This is a genomic window from Pseudomonas sp. R43(2017), from assembly GCF_002112345.1.
GTDB classification, from domain to species: domain Bacteria; phylum Pseudomonadota; class Gammaproteobacteria; order Pseudomonadales; family Pseudomonadaceae; genus Aquipseudomonas; species Aquipseudomonas kribbensis.
On the sequence record NZ_NEHJ01000009.1, the window covers coordinates 273,713 to 287,383 of the forward strand.

Genomic DNA, 13,671 nt, shown 5'->3' on the forward strand with positions numbered 1-13,671 from the left:
ACCGTGAGGCAAAAAACCGTGATCGAGACCCTGAACCATCTCCCGCACCCGCACGAAAGTGCGGCCGCCCTCGCCGGCCATTTCACCGATCTGGCGCCGCCACTCAACGACCGTCAGGCGCATCTGGAAGCCTCGCGCTGCCTGTATTGCTACGACGCGCCGTGCGTGAACGCGTGCCCGAGCGAGATCGACATCCCGTCGTTCATCCGCAATATCCATCAGGACAACGTGCCCGGTGCGGCGCAGAAAATCCTTTCGGCGAACATCCTCGGCGGCAGTTGCGCCCGGGTCTGCCCGACCGAAATCCTTTGCCAGCAAGCCTGCGTGCGCAACAACGCCCACGAATGCGCACCAGTGCTGATCGGCCTGCTGCAACGCTACGCCGTGGACAACGCGCATTTCACCGAGCACCCGTTCCAGCGCGCCGCCGCCACCGGCAAACGCATCGCCGTGGTCGGTGCCGGTCCGGCGGGTCTGTCCTGCGCCCACCGCAGCGCCATGCACGGGCATGACGTGGTGATTTTCGAAGCGCGGGAGAAGGCTGGCGGGCTCAACGAATACGGGATCGCCAAGTACAAACTGGTGGATGACTACGCGCAGAAAGAGCTGGATTTCCTCCTGCAGATCGGCGGCATTGAAATTCGCCATGGCCAGAAACTCGGTGAGAATCTGACCCTCAGCGAACTGCATCAGCAGTTCGACGCGGTGTTCCTCGGCCTCGGACTGAACGCCAGCAAGCAACTCGGTCTGGCCCACGAAAACGCGCCCGGCCTGCTCGCCGCCACCGACTACATCCGCGAACTGCGCCAGGCCGATGACCTGTCGCAACTGCCGCTGGCCGAGCACTGCATCGTCCTCGGCGCCGGCAACACCGCCATCGACATGGCCGTGCAAATGGCCCGCCTCGGCGCCCGCGACGTCAATCTGGTCTATCGCCGTGGCGCGGCGGACATGGGCGCCACCAGCCATGAGCAGGACATCGCCAAGGCCAATCAAGTGAGGTTGCTGACTTGGGCACAACCGGACGAAGTGCTGCTCGACGCTCAAGGCAAGGTGCGCGGGATGCGCTTCGCCCGCACCCATCTGGTGGAAGGTCGCCTGCAAACCACGGGCGAGACCTTCGAGCTGGCGGCCGATGCGATCTTCAAAGCCATCGGCCAGGCCTTCGATGGCAGCGCCCTCGCCGATCCGCTGGCCCGCGAACTCAAGCGTCAGGGCGAACGGATTCAGGTCGATGAAAACCTGCGCACCAGCATCCCCGGCGTGTATGCCGGTGGCGACTGCACCAGCCTCGATCAGGACCTGACCGTGCAAGCGGTGCAACACGGCAAGCGCGCCGCCGAGGCGATCAACGCTCAACTGATGCTCAACGTGGAGGCTGCGTAAATGGCCGATCTCTCGATTGTCTTCGCCGGCATCAAAGCCCCAAACCCGTTCTGGCTGGCCTCCGCGCCACCGACCGACAAGGCCTACAACGTGGTGCGCGCCTTCGAGGCCGGCTGGGGCGGTGTGGTCTGGAAAACCCTGGGTGAAGACCCGGCAGCGGTCAACGTGTCCTCACGCTACTCGGCGCATTACGGCAACAACCGCGAAGTGCTGGGCATCAACAACATCGAACTGATCACCGACCGCTCGCTGGAGATCAACCTGCGGGAAATCACCCAGGTGAAAAAGGACTGGCCGGACCGCGCGCTGATCGTGTCGCTGATGGTGCCGTGCGTCGAGGAGTCGTGGAAACACATCCTGCCGCTGGTGGAAGCCACCGGCGCCGACGGCATCGAGTTGAATTTCGGCTGCCCCCACGGCATGCCCGAACGCGGCATGGGCGCGGCGGTCGGTCAGGTGCCGGAGTACGTCGAGCAGGTGACGCGCTGGTGCAAGACCTATTGCTCGCTACCGGTGATCGTCAAGCTGACGCCGAACATCACCGACATCCGCGTCGCCGCCCGCGCTGCGCACCGGGGTGGCGCCGATGCGGTGTCGCTGATCAACACCATCAACTCGATCACCAGCGTCGACCTCGAACACATGGTCGCCCTGCCCACCGTCGGCAGCAAAAGCACCCACGGCGGTTATTGCGGCTCGGCGGTCAAGCCGATCGCGCTGAACATGGTCGCGGAGATCGCCCGTGACCCGCAGACCCAGCACCTGCCGATCTGCGGCATTGGCGGCATCGGCAGCTGGCGCGACGCGGCGGAGTTCATCGCCCTGGGCAGCGGCGCGGTGCAGGTGTGCACGGCGGCGATGCTGCATGGCTTCCGGATTGTCGATGAGATGAAGGACGGCTTGTCGCGGTGGATGGACAGTCAGGGTTACGCCAACATCGCCGAGTTTTCCGGGCGCGCGGTGGGCAACACCACGGACTGGAAGTACCTGGACATCAATTATCAGGTGATTGCGAAGATCGACCAGGAAGCGTGCATCGGTTGCGGGCGTTGCCACATTGCTTGCGAGGACACTTCACACCAGGCGATCAGCAGCCTGAAACTGGCCGATGGCACGCATAAATATGAAGTGATCGATGATGAGTGCGTGGGGTGCAATCTGTGCCAGATCACCTGTCCGGTGGCGGACTGTATCGAGATGGTGCCGATGGAAACGGGCAAGCCGTTTCTGGACTGGAATCATGATCCGCGCAATCCCTACCATGTCTCACCTTGAGGCATGCGGCGTCTGAGCTGACGCCTTCGCGGGCAAGCCCGCTCCCACAGGGTTCTCTGGCGTATGTAACACTTGAGGACAACCCAAAGTCCTGTGGGAGCGGGCTTGCCCCGGGCGGCGATCCGACGAAGGGGCCGGCAGTCACATCATATGGCTCAAGGCTCCAACCCGATCCCCCGCAAGATCACACTGGTCACCGTCTGCACCGCCCGCTCGAACTGCATGTCCGACAACGGCTGGTGCTCATTCAAAATATTCACCTGATGATCAAAGTCGGCATAGTGCTGGGTCGACGCCCAGATCATGTACAGCAGGCTCGACGGTTCCACCGGCAGAATCCGTTTGTCCTCCACCCACTGACGGATCTTCGCCTCTTTCATCTTCGCCCAGTCGTACAGGCTGACATCCAGCGCCTCGCCCAGGGTCGGCGCGCCGTGGATGATTTCGTTGGCCCAGACTTTCGAACCATACGGTCGGCTGCGCGAGTGATTCATCTTGGCGCGGATGTAGCTGCTGAGCACCACCCGCGGATCGTCGAACATCTCGAAGCACAGCGCGTCCTGTTTCCACACTTCCAGCAGGTCGAACAGCACGGCGCTGTACAGCTCGCTCTTGGTTGAAAAGTAGTAATGCAGATTGGAGCGCGGCAGCTGCACTTCGGCGGCGATGTCGGCCATGGCGGTACCGCCGAAGCCTTTTTCGGCGAAGACTTTTTCCGCCGCCAGCAGGATCTTGTCGACGTTGGTGCGGCGGATTTCGATCTTGTGATTGCCCATGAGGGCTCCCTGAAGACAACGTTGTTGAAGACTAGCATCCGCTCTGGGCAAGGGGCGACAGGCGAGAACGATTCTTCACACACTTGGGCTTTTTTCTGGTTTAGGATCGCCCCCCTTCTCCCTGTCAGACACTGAAGGATCTTGTCCATGACCATTCGCAAACGTATTGCCGCGGACGATCAGCAACTTGCCGACCTGTGGGAACGTTCCGTCCGCGCCACCCACGACTTTCTTCCGGAAGACGACATTCACCGGCTGTTCCCGCTGGTCCGTGACGCCTACCTGCCCGCGCTGGAGGTCTGGGTCTTCGAGCACCCCGACAACTCTCCGGCGGGCTTCATCGCCACCGACGACGACACCGTGCAGATGCTGTTCATCGACCCGGCCCGGCGTGGCCAGGGCATCGGCCGACGCTTGCTCGACCATGTCCGCCGCCCGTTGCTGAAAGTCGACGTCAACGAACAGAATCCCCAGGCCCACGGCTTCTATCTGCACTACGGCTTCGAGGACATCGGCCGCTCGGAACTCGACGGTGAAGGCCGGCCCTTTCCGGTTGTGCACATGCGCCTGAAAAGCCTGTGATCCTCGCTCTATACTCAGCCCGCCATTTCACTGAAAGGACACTGCCCATGTCGATGAAAAAACTGTTCACCGCCGGCGCCCTGCTGGCTTCGCTGGTCGTCACCTCCCAGGCGTTCGCCCATGCGCACCTGAAAAGCGAAACCCCGGCCGCCGACAGCACCGTCGCCGCCCCTGCGGATCTGCGCCTGGTATTTTCCGAAGGCGTCGAAGCCAGCTTCACCAAAGTCACCGTGACCCATGACGGCGCGCCGGTGAAGATCAAGCCGCTGACCACCGAAGGCGACAAGAAAACCCTGATCGTCACCCCTGAAGCACCGTTGACCGCTGGCCAATACAAGGTCGAATGGCACGCGGTATCGGTCGATACGCACAAGAGCGAAGGCGCCTATCAGTTCAAGGTTGGCCAGTAATTCATGAGTGACGCGCTGGTGCTGTGCCGGTTCCTGCATTTCATCGTGGTGTTGATGCTGTTCGGGGCCTGGCTGTTCCGGCCGCTGCTGCTCAAGGGTGAAGCGCCGGCGCTGGATCGGCAGCTGGCGCGGCTGGCCCGCTGGTTGACGGCGATTGCGCTGGCCAGCGGCATCGCCTGGGCGTTGCTGATCACCGCGAGCATGGCCGGTTCGACCGCTGCGGCCTTCGACCCGGACACCGTCGAGTTGGTGCTGGGCCATACGTTTTTCGGTCAGGTATGGCGCTGGCATCTGCTGATCAATGCCCTGTTGCTGGTGTTGCTGTTTACGCCCTGGCGTTCGAGCCAGCCATTGCGGCTGGGCCTGAGCGCATTGCTGCTGATGACCCTCGCGCCGGTCGGCCACGGGGCGATGCTCGACGGATTCAGCGGCCAGATGCTGATCCTCAATCAGGTCATTCACCTGACCTGCGTCGGCGCCTGGCTCGGCGGTTTGCTTATGCTGGTGATGATCCTGCGCCAGTCCGGCGAAACGGTGCGCTACGTGTTGCAGCGCTTCAGCGGGGTCGGCTACGTGCTGGTTGCCGGTCTGCTGATCACCGGGCTGATCAACGTGCGCGTCCTCACCGGCCAATGGTGGCCGACGCCGCTGTTCTCGGGGTTCGCCCTGATCCTGCTGATCAAGGCCTTGCTGGTGCTCGGGATGCTGGGGCTGGCGCTGTTCAATCGCTTGCGCATCCGTGATTGCGAACAGCGCGTCGATACCCTCAAGCGCAGTGTGATGCTGGAGTGGCTGCTGGGGATCGGTGCCGTGGCGGCGGTTTCCGTGCTCGGCACCCTGCCGCCGATGATTGCGGCCTGACCTCAGTGTTTCTGGGTATCACCCTTCGCCGTATCGATACTGACCACCACCGACATCCCCGGGCGCAAGCGTTCGATTTCCTGTTGGTCCGGATCGATGGTCACCCGCACCGGCACCCGCTGAGCAATCTTCACGAAGTTGCCGGTAGCGTTGTCGGCCTGCAATAACGCGAACTCCGAGCCAGTGCCGGGCGAGATGTGCTGAACGTGACCGGTGAACTTGCGGTGGTTCAGCGCATCGACGGTGAAGCTCACCGGTTGCCCGACCCGCACGTTGTCCATCTGGGTTTCTTTCATGTTGGCGATCACCCATTTCTGGTCCGGCACCAGCGCCATCAACTGCGCCCCGGAATTGACGTAGGCACCGAGGCGCACGCCGATCTGCCCGAGCTGGCCGTCACGTGGGGCGATGATGCGGGTGTTGGACAGATCGATCCGCGCCAGTTGCACCGCCGCCTCGGCGCTGGCCACCGCCGCTTCCAACGAGCCGCGATTGACGATCACCGTTTGCAGGTCCTGCCGGGCGATTTCCAGATTGGCCTTGGCCTGGGCCACCGATGCAATGCTTTGCGCGTTGGCGGCCAGCGCCACGTCCATCTCGCGTTTGGACACCGAGCCGTCATTGACCAGCGCGGTGTTGCGGCGCAGGTCCGCCTCGCTTTTGCGCAACTGCGCCTCGCTGTCGGCCACCACCGCCTGCCGCAACTTGATCGTTGCTTCGGCGCTGTTGCGTTGCTGGACGACGTTGGCCAACGAGGCTTTCTGCACCGCCAGTTGCGCCAGCGACTGATCCAGACGCTGCTGATAAATCCGGTCATCGAGACGCACCAGCAGATCCCCGGCCTTCACGAACTGAAAATCCTGCACCGGCACTTCATAGACATAACCGCTGAGCTGCGGACCGATGATCGTCACCTGCCCGCGCACCAAAGCGTTTTCGGTAGTCTCGACCGCACTGCTGAACGGCGGCAACTGCCAGGCATACAGCACGATCAGCACACCGACGATGGCAATCGCGGCAAAGCCCAGCGACGAGATGATCCGCACCCGCAACGAGCGCGGCTCGGTGTTCGGCGATGACGGCGGCGCCTCGCCCTCCGGCGTGGCGGCAATGGCATTGGTGGTCGTGGTGGTCGGTTCGGTCATGAAGAAGTGGCACCGCTGGAAGGTACGGAAGGTGTCGGGGCGACGGCTTTGGTGGTGCTGATCAGCCATAGCGCACGGATGGAAATCCAGATCATGGTGAGGATCGCGATCACCGCGATCAGCATGAACACATCGTTATAGGCCAGTACGTTGGCTTCACGGGTGGCGGCGTTGGCCAGGCTACGAATGCCTTGCAGGTTGCGCAGGCTCGGGTCAGCGATCAGGGAGCCGACCGCCGAACCGCCGCTCTGCACCCGGGCGGCCACCAACGGGTCGGACAGCACCAGTTGCTCGACGATATGGCTGGAATGAAACTTCTCGCGCACGATCTGAAACGTCCCCAGCAACGCCGCGCCGATCAGGCCGCCGAGGTTGTTGCAGATCCCGAACAGCACGGAAAAGCTCACCAGATTGCGCGGGTTGGTCAGCACATTGCGCGTGCCGAGGACCATGGTCGGACCGAGGAAAAAGGTGCTGCCGAACGCCAGCAGGAACTGGCTGAAATACAGATTCTCGGGGCGGGTCAGGTTGTTCGAGGAACTGTCGATGATCGAACCGGTGGCCATCAACGCCAGCGAAACGATCAGCGGCATCAGCAGGTGTTTCGGGTCGATGGTCAGCGCACTGGTCAGCAGCCCGGCGACGCTGCCGATCAGCATCACCACGTACAGGCTGTGCAACTGCTGGCTGCTCATGTTCAGGTTTTGCATGAAGCCGACAGCGCCGGTGGATTGCTCCGAGGTCACCATGCGAATCAGGATCACCGCCAGCGCCAGACGGATCATCACTCCGCTGCCGAGCCAGCGGGTCATCAGCATCGGGTTGCTGCGGTTGTGTTCGATGGCCAGTCCCGCGAGGATCAGGGCAATCGATGCGGCGAGGGCAATGCCGATCCACTGCGCCTCCAGCCACCAGTCGATCCGGCCCAGGGACAGCACCGCGCACAGCAAAGCCACGCCGCTGGCAAGAATCGCGAAGGTCAGGAAATCGAGGGGTTCAAAGGTCTTGAAACGGTCGCCGGGCGGCAACTTGAGCATCAACACGCAACCCAGCGACAGCAGCGCCATGCCCAGCTCGAACAGATACAGGCCGCGCCATTCGGCAATCTGCAGCAGGTCTTCGGAAAACAGCCGCGCCAGCGGCAAGGCCAGTTGCGAAGTGCCAAGACCGAGCACCAACGCCTTCATCCGCCATTTGGCCGGGAACGCCTGCACCATGTAATACAAGCCCAGCGAGCTCAATGCCGCGCCGACCATGCCGTGGGCGGCACGCACGGCGACCGCCGAATTCAGGTCATTGACGAACAGATGGCCGAAGGTCACCAGCGCATATAGCACCAGAAACACCTCGGTGAACGCCCGCAGCCCGAACTGCTGGCGAAACTTCACCAGCAGCAGGTTCATCGACACGTTGGTCATCACATACGCCGCCGGCAGCCAGGCCATCTCCGCCGTGGTCGCCCCGAGCGCGCCTTGCAGATAAGGCAGGTTGGCGACCACCAGCGAATTGCCCAATCCGCCGGTCAACGCCACCAGCAACCCGACCAGCGCATAGGCCAGGCGCTTGGGGTTGGAATGCAACGGCGTCGAGGGGGATCCGGGCAGACTGGGCTTCTCGTGAGGCTGCCAGTTGCGCGGGGCGTATCGATCCATGGAAAGGCCTTGTACGGTGATGGCTTGAGTGTGCCGCAAAACGGCAGCCAAACACATATCCCTGTGGGCGCTTGCTCCCACAAGTCAGTGGTGGATTCGTAAATTTTGTTTAAAGGTCATCTCGCCCGCAGCGGATTTTTCCCAAGCGTAGCGGATGCCAACCTTGCCGCACTTCTCAACCTGCAAGGTGCCCGTTATGACCACGTCCCGCTGGCAACGCTCCCCGCGTCTGCTGAAAAACCTGCTGGCAGCCACCCTGTTACTGCCCGCCCTCGCCTTCGCCCAGGAACGCCCGTGGCCGGATGGCTCGCAACTGGTGATTTCGGTGTCGATGCAATTCGAAACCGGTGGCCAGCCCGAGGGCGCAGAAAGTCCGTTTTCCGGCACGCCGCTGACCAAAGGTTATCCGGACTTGCCGGCGCAGACCTGGTTCGATTACGGCTACAAGGAAGGCCTGTGGCGCATGCTCGATCTGTGGGATCGCACCGGCATCAAGGTCACCTCCCACGTGGTCGGTGAGGCGGCGCTCAAGCACCCGGAACTGGCCAGGGCGATTGCCGAGCGCGGCCATGAACTGGCGGCCCACGGCATGCGCTGGGCCGATTCGTACAACATGAACTACGCCCAGGAGAAACAGTTCATCGGCGACGGCGTCACAGCGGTGGAAAAAATCACCGGCCAGCGTTCGGTCGGTTACAACGCCAACTGGCTGCGGCGCAGTCCCAATACGTTGAAGGTGCTGCAGGATCTGAACTTCACCTACCACATCGACGATGTAAGCCGCGATGAGCCGTTCGTGACCATGGTTCGCGGGCGCAAATTCGCCGTGGTGCCCTACACCCTGCGCAACAACGACATTGTGCTGATCGAAGGCAGGCATTTCTCCGCCGAGCAGTTTTATCAGCAGCTGGTGCTGGAATTCGATCGCCTCTACGCCGAAGGCGCGAGCAAGCGGCGGATGATGTCGGTGAGTCTGCACGACCGCATCGGCGGCACGCCGGCGATGGTCGAGGCGATGGAGCGTTTTATCCACTATGCGCAATCGCATCCGAAGGTGACCTTCATGCGCAAGGATCAGATCGCCCAGGTGGTGCTGACCGAGAAAAACCCGCTGATCGACAACACCGAGGCGGCGTACAACCAATGACAAAAAAATCGCAGCCCAGGCTGCGATTTTCTCTGTAACGACTCAGGCCCGCAGCAGCATATAAGCCGCAACCACCAGGCACACACTGGCGAATCCCACCTGCAATGTCCTCGCCGGTACCCGCGCGCAAAGTTTGCGGCCAATGATCATGCCGACAATGCTGGCCACGATGAACGCCGCGCCCAGATGATCGATCCGCACCCCGGCATGGAACGCACCGATCACGCCGATGGCGGAAATCAGGCTGATCACCATCAGGGACGTGGCGACGATGCCGCGCATCTGCACATCGGTCAGTTGCTTGAACGCCGGCACGATCAGGAACCCGCCGCCAACGCCCAGCAACCCCGACACCACACCGGTGACCGCGCCCAACGCCGCGAGGGTTGCGGTGCATTTGGCGGTCCAGTCGAAGCGACCGGTCTGTTCATTGAGCATGCAGTTCTTCTGGCCCCAACTGGCGTGGCCATGATCGCTCGGTCCCTCTTGCTGGCGTTCGCGACGCAGCATGCGCCAGGCCACCATCACCATCAGCAGGCTGAAGAGAATCATCAGGACCTTCTCCGGCAACTGGTGCGCGAAGTAGATGCCCAGCGGCGAAAACACCGCCCCGAGCGCCGCGATCAACAGCGCCGCGCGGTAGCGCACCAGTCCATGACGCAAACCATCGATGGCTCCGACCGCCGCCGCACTGCCCACGGCGAACAGCGCCACCGGCGCCGCTTGCGTCATCGTCCAGCCCAGCCCGAGCACCAGCGCCGGCACCGCGAGAATCCCGCCGCCGGCCCCGGTCAAGCCGAGGATCAATCCCATCACCACGCCAAACAGACTTGCCAGCAACATAGGGAGTACTCAGTCGACTTTGGACAGACTCGTCAGCCACTCGCGGCCCTTGAGCATGCCGTTCCAGTAGAACCACGGCAGCAGGGATGCCTTCAGCCACCACGCGGAACGCCGTGGCACGGTCGGATCGAGGGGAAAGGTCGGCAGCAACTTGCCGCCATAGCCGAACTCGGCGAGGATCACCTTGCCCTTCTCCACCGTCAGCGGGCAGGAACCGTAGCCGTCGTATTTCAGCGTCAACGCCAGAGACTTGCGCTGGGCCAGCAGGTTCTCGGCGACCACCACGACCTGCTTGCGCACGGCGGCAGCGGTTTTCGCGTTGGTGGTGTTGCAGATATCGCCGAGCGCGAACACCTCCGGGTAACGCGGATGTTGCAGGCTGTGCGGGTTGACCTCGCACCAGCCGGCGGCGTCGGCCAGCGGGCTTTGTGCGATGAAGTCCGGGGAAACCTGTGGCGGCACGACGTGCAGCAGATCGAAGGTCTTGGCCACCTGAGTGACGTTGCCGTCGGCATCCTTGACCTCGAACCAGGCGGTTTTCGCCGGGCCGTCGACCTTCACCAGATTGGCATTGAACGCCAGGCGGGCGTTGTATTTTTCGATGTACTTCATCAGCGGCGGCACGAACGTCGCCACGCCGAACAGCGCCGCACCCGCCAGATTGAATTCAACCTCGACCTTGTTCAGAACGCCGTTCTTGAGCCAGTGATCGCAGGACAGGTACAGCGCCTTCTGCGGCGCGCCGGCGCATTTGATCGGCATTGCCGGCTGGGTGAACAGCGCCTTGCCGCCGCGCAGCTTCTGCACCTGATCCCAGGTGTATTGCGCGTGCTGATAGCTGTAGTTGGACGTCACGCCGTGCTGGCCGAGGTTTTCCTGCAGGCCTTCGATTCTCTCCCAGGCCAGACGCAGGCCGGGGCAGACGATCAGGTTCTGATAATTGACGGTGCGTTGATCGTTGAGGGTGAGACGGCGCTGCTCGGGATCGATGGCCGTCACTGCCGCTTGAATCCAGGTGGCCTGACGCGGCATCACCTTGTTCATCGGTCGGGCGGTGTCTTTGGCGTCGTAGGCACCACCGCCGACCAGCGTCCACGCCGGTTGGTAGTAATGCTGGGCACTCGGCTCGATCACCGTCACTTTCAGGTGCGGATCACGCTTGAGCAGACTGGCGACAAAACCGATGCCGGCGGTGCCGCCGCCGATGACCACGATGTCTGCACTGATGGATGGGCCCCAGTGTTGATCGTTCATTGCTTGTTCCTTATTGCTGCACGCAAGGATAGCCGGGTCTATTGCGCCCAGCTTTTGAGCACGGCTCCGCAGTAGAGTCCGGACAGGGTTTTCATCACCTGGATGACTTCATGACTGGCGAGGCCGTAAAAAATGTACTTGCCTTCACGTCGGGTCGCGACCAGCCCTTCATCACGCAGGATGCCCAATTGCTGGGACAGGGTCGGCTGGCGCACGCCGGTCATTTTCTCCAGCTCGCCGACGTTGCGTTCGCCCTGGGTCAACTGGCACAGGATCAGCAAACGGTCCTCGTTGGCCAGGGCCTTGAGCAACGAACAGGCCTTGGAGGCCGAAGCCCTCAGCTGGGCGACTTCACATTCGGTCAGACTGGATTGCATTTGCAGGATGCCTTCAACGTCACTTAAGCTGCGGACATTATGTGTTTACATAAAGTGTTGCAACCCTGACTTTCCACCTTCCTGCACAGGACCCTGTCCATGCCCGCGCTGATTGAAGCTTTCCTCGACCCCGCCTCCTCGACCTACAGCTACGTGGTCTACGAGGCCGATGGCGGACAGTGCGCGATCGTCGATCCGGTGCTCGACTACGACGGCGCCGCCGGCCGCACCTGCACGGCCCAGGCAGACAAAATCATTGCCTTCGTGCGCGCCCACCATCTGCAAGTGCAGTGGTTGCTGGAAACCCACGCCCACGCCGACCACCTGTCCGCCGCGCCCTACCTGCGCCGCGAGCTGGGCGGCAAGATCGCCATCGGCGAATCGATCAGCAAAGTGCAGAACGTGTTCAAGGCGCTGTTCAACCTCGAGCCGGAATTTCGTGTCGACGGCTCGCAGTTCGATCATCTGTTTGCGCCGAACGAGTCGTTCAGGATCGGCAACCTCAAGGCAACCGCCCTGCACGTCCCCGGTCACACCCCGGCGGACATGGCCTACCTGATCGACGGCGAGCAGATCCTGGTCGGCGACACGCTGTTCATGCCCGACGTAGGCACCGCCCGTTGCGACTTCCCCGGCGGTAACGCGCATCAACTGTTCAACTCGATCCACAAACTGCTGGCCTTCCCCGCCAGCGTGAAGCTCTACGTCTGCCACGACTACCCACCGCAGGGTCGTGCCTCGCAATGTCAGACCACCGTGGGCGAGCAGCGTAAAAGTAATATCCATGTGCATGACGGCGTCGACGAAGCTGCGTTTGTCGAAATGCGGACCAAACGTGATGCGGGTTTGGGCATGCCAACCCTGTTGCTGCCGGCGATTCAGGTGAATGTGCGGGCCGGGAATCTGCCGCCGGCGGAAGGCAATGGCGTTGTCTACCTGAAGATTCCCATCAACTCTGTGTAGGAAAAATTCAGTCAAGGAACCGGGAATAACGGATTTCGTACCTGTCACGTCGGATGCGATGAACTGTGCGTTTTTTCAGCCAGCAGGCAGACTTCATTGGGCAATCAACCAATGGAGTTTTGGCAATATGGATATTCGCCGCAACCACCGGGATCTGTCCCGGGATGAGAAATCCGCTTTCATCGACGCGGTTCTGAGGCTGAAAAACAATGTCGACAGCGTGCTGCGACCCGGCCAGCAGAGCCGCTATGACGACTTTGTCCAGATCCACAAGAATTCGATGGGCCGGGGCAACCCGCTGGTCCCGAATCCGCACGGCAGTCCCCTGTTCTTTCCCTGGCACCGGATTCTGATCCGCCAGTTCGAGCTGGCGCTGCAAGCCGCCGTCAATAATCCGAGCATCACCCTGCCTTACTGGAACTGGCAACTCGGTGGTGCCGACAACCCCTTCACCTCCGACTTCATGGGGGGTAATGGCGACAACACCCTGGACCAACGCGTCACCACCGGCCCGTTTTCCCGGGAGCATTCTCAATTTGAAGTGACGGTATGGGACGAGGCGCCGGGAAACACGGGCCTGCTTCGAAACCTGGGTGCAGAAGGCGCCTTGCCGTCGGAAGACACCGTCATCTCTGCCCTAAACAGGACGCCCTACTGGCTGGAGCCGGCGGGTTGGGAAAACGTGGCGGAAAGAGAGTTGCACAACCCGGTTCACGCCTGGGTGGGCGGCAGCATGCTGCACGCGGCCTCCCCGAACGATCCGGTCTTCTTCCTGCATCACTGCTACATGGATCTGCTGTGGGAACGTTGGAAACATCAACATCCGCGCCTCCCGGCATTCACGCCCATGGAAGGCGACCCTGATGCAATGAATGAAACAGCGCTGGTTTTCCACCCGGAGAATGAACTAGCCCCCTGGGCACAAACATTCACGGTTGGGCAGGCGATCCATACGACGGAGCTGAATTATCGATATGACCGCCTGTAACCCGGCCAGCGA

14 protein-coding genes are annotated in these 13,671 nt (G+C 62.0%); 8 read left to right on the forward strand and 6 right to left on the reverse strand.

Features of this window, described 5'->3' with window-relative positions; genetic code table 11:
* The first annotated feature begins 18 nt into the window (after positions 1-18).
* Entirely contained in the window at positions 19-1,386 is a 1,368-nt protein-coding gene (locus tag CAG02_RS24665; protein ID WP_085711516.1) for an NAD(P)-dependent oxidoreductase, read from the forward strand.
* Positions 1,387-2,661 carry an NAD-dependent dihydropyrimidine dehydrogenase subunit PreA gene (gene preA / locus CAG02_RS24670; protein WP_085711517.1) on the forward strand — a complete coding sequence of 425 codons (1,275 nt, stop codon included), beginning with the start codon at positions 1,387-1,389 and terminating at the stop codon, positions 2,659-2,661. It abuts the gene before it with no gap.
* A gap of 155 nt (positions 2,662-2,816) precedes the next feature.
* Here preA and CAG02_RS24675 read toward each other — a convergent pair whose 3' ends face one another.
* A complete protein-coding gene (locus CAG02_RS24675) occupies positions 2,817-3,437 on the reverse strand; it encodes a TetR/AcrR family transcriptional regulator (RefSeq protein WP_007952885.1) in 621 nt (206 codons plus the stop codon).
* Between the two features lie 147 nt (positions 3,438-3,584).
* Between CAG02_RS24675 and CAG02_RS24680 the strand changes: the two genes are divergently transcribed.
* From CAG02_RS24680 to copD, 3 genes are read left to right on the forward strand one after another with little or no spacing between them, the layout of a single operon-like run.
* Positions 3,585-4,019 carry a GNAT family N-acetyltransferase gene (locus tag CAG02_RS24680; protein ID WP_085711518.1) on the forward strand — a complete coding sequence of 145 codons (435 nt, stop codon included), beginning with the start codon at positions 3,585-3,587 and terminating at the stop codon, positions 4,017-4,019.
* Positions 4,020-4,066: 47 nt separating this feature from the next.
* Positions 4,067-4,429 (forward strand): copper homeostasis periplasmic binding protein CopC, encoded by a 363-nt coding sequence (gene copC / locus CAG02_RS24685; protein WP_085711519.1) that lies wholly within the window; start codon positions 4,067-4,069, stop codon positions 4,427-4,429.
* 3 nt (positions 4,430-4,432) lie between these two features.
* On the forward strand, positions 4,433-5,290 hold the full coding sequence (gene copD / locus CAG02_RS24690; RefSeq protein WP_085711520.1) for a copper homeostasis membrane protein CopD: 858 nt from the start codon (positions 4,433-4,435) through the stop codon (positions 5,288-5,290).
* 2 nt (positions 5,291-5,292) lie between these two features.
* On the opposite strand, the gene CAG02_RS24695 is transcribed toward copD, so the two are convergent.
* Positions 5,293-6,435, reverse strand: coding sequence for an HlyD family secretion protein (locus CAG02_RS24695; RefSeq protein ID WP_085711521.1), 1,143 nt, complete (start codon positions 6,433-6,435; stop codon positions 5,293-5,295).
* Positions 6,432-8,087: an MFS transporter gene (locus tag CAG02_RS24700; protein ID WP_085711522.1), complete on the reverse strand. Its 1,656-nt coding sequence runs from the start codon at positions 8,085-8,087 to the stop codon at positions 6,432-6,434. Before CAG02_RS24700 ends, CAG02_RS24695 begins: the two co-directional genes overlap by 4 nt.
* Before the next feature lie 196 nt (positions 8,088-8,283).
* On the opposite strand from CAG02_RS24700, the gene CAG02_RS24705 reads away from it, so the two are divergent.
* Complete coding sequence (locus tag CAG02_RS24705) at positions 8,284-9,234, forward strand: polysaccharide deacetylase family protein (RefSeq protein WP_085711523.1); 951 nt, start codon at positions 8,284-8,286, stop codon at positions 9,232-9,234.
* 42 nt (positions 9,235-9,276) lie between these two features.
* Here the strand turns inward: CAG02_RS24705 and CAG02_RS24710 are convergent, their stop codons facing one another.
* Genes CAG02_RS24710 through CAG02_RS24720 form a run of 3 tightly spaced genes read right to left on the reverse strand, consistent with a single transcriptional unit; the run spans position 9,277 to position 11,708 of the window.
* The gene (locus CAG02_RS24710; protein WP_065258956.1) at positions 9,277-10,077 is read right to left on the reverse strand and encodes a sulfite exporter TauE/SafE family protein; all 801 of its coding nucleotides are present in this window, start codon (positions 10,075-10,077) and stop codon (positions 9,277-9,279) included.
* A 9-nt stretch (positions 10,078-10,086) separates the two neighbouring features.
* Positions 10,087-11,331, reverse strand: a complete 1,245-nt coding sequence (locus tag CAG02_RS24715; RefSeq protein WP_085711524.1) for an FAD/NAD(P)-binding oxidoreductase — start codon at positions 11,329-11,331, stop codon at positions 10,087-10,089.
* Positions 11,332-11,369: 38 nt separating this feature from the next.
* Entirely contained in the window at positions 11,370-11,708 is a 339-nt protein-coding gene (locus CAG02_RS24720) for a helix-turn-helix transcriptional regulator (RefSeq protein WP_007952897.1), read from the reverse strand.
* A gap of 99 nt (positions 11,709-11,807) precedes the next feature.
* Between CAG02_RS24720 and CAG02_RS24725 the strand changes: the two genes are divergently transcribed.
* Positions 11,808-12,671, forward strand: coding sequence for an MBL fold metallo-hydrolase (locus CAG02_RS24725; RefSeq protein ID WP_085711525.1), 864 nt, complete (start codon positions 11,808-11,810; stop codon positions 12,669-12,671).
* 127 nt (positions 12,672-12,798) lie between these two features.
* Positions 12,799-13,659 carry a tyrosinase family protein gene (locus CAG02_RS24730; RefSeq protein ID WP_085711526.1) on the forward strand — a complete coding sequence of 287 codons (861 nt, stop codon included), beginning with the start codon at positions 12,799-12,801 and terminating at the stop codon, positions 13,657-13,659.
* Positions 13,660-13,671: the final 12 nt, after the last annotated feature.

Bases quoted from the DNA above. Each gene is read 5' to 3' on its own strand.
- CAG02_RS24730 (WP_085711526.1), top strand. From the start codon at position 12,799: ATGGATATTCGCCGCAACCACCGGGATCTGTCCCGGGATGAGAAATCC.
- CAG02_RS24700 (WP_085711522.1), bottom strand. From the start codon at position 8,087: ATGGATCGATACGCCCCGCGCAACTGGCAGCCTCACGAGAAGCCCAGT.
- CAG02_RS24705 (WP_085711523.1), top strand. From the start codon at position 8,284: ATGACCACGTCCCGCTGGCAACGCTCCCCGCGTCTGCTGAAAAACCTG.
- copD (WP_085711520.1), top strand. From the start codon at position 4,433: ATGAGTGACGCGCTGGTGCTGTGCCGGTTCCTGCATTTCATCGTGGTG.
- CAG02_RS24695 (WP_085711521.1), bottom strand. From the start codon at position 6,435: ATGACCGAACCGACCACCACGACCACCAATGCCATTGCCGCCACGCCG.
- CAG02_RS24715 (WP_085711524.1), bottom strand. From the start codon at position 11,331: ATGAACGATCAACACTGGGGCCCATCCATCAGTGCAGACATCGTGGTC.
- CAG02_RS24720 (WP_007952897.1), bottom strand. From the start codon at position 11,708: ATGCAATCCAGTCTGACCGAATGTGAAGTCGCCCAGCTGAGGGCTTCG.
- CAG02_RS24725 (WP_085711525.1), top strand. From the start codon at position 11,808: ATGCCCGCGCTGATTGAAGCTTTCCTCGACCCCGCCTCCTCGACCTAC.
- copC (WP_085711519.1), top strand. From the start codon at position 4,067: ATGTCGATGAAAAAACTGTTCACCGCCGGCGCCCTGCTGGCTTCGCTG.
- CAG02_RS24675 (WP_007952885.1), bottom strand. From the start codon at position 3,437: ATGGGCAATCACAAGATCGAAATCCGCCGCACCAACGTCGACAAGATC.
- preA (WP_085711517.1), top strand. From the start codon at position 1,387: ATGGCCGATCTCTCGATTGTCTTCGCCGGCATCAAAGCCCCAAACCCG.
- CAG02_RS24710 (WP_065258956.1), bottom strand. From the start codon at position 10,077: ATGTTGCTGGCAAGTCTGTTTGGCGTGGTGATGGGATTGATCCTCGGC.
- CAG02_RS24680 (WP_085711518.1), top strand. From the start codon at position 3,585: ATGACCATTCGCAAACGTATTGCCGCGGACGATCAGCAACTTGCCGAC.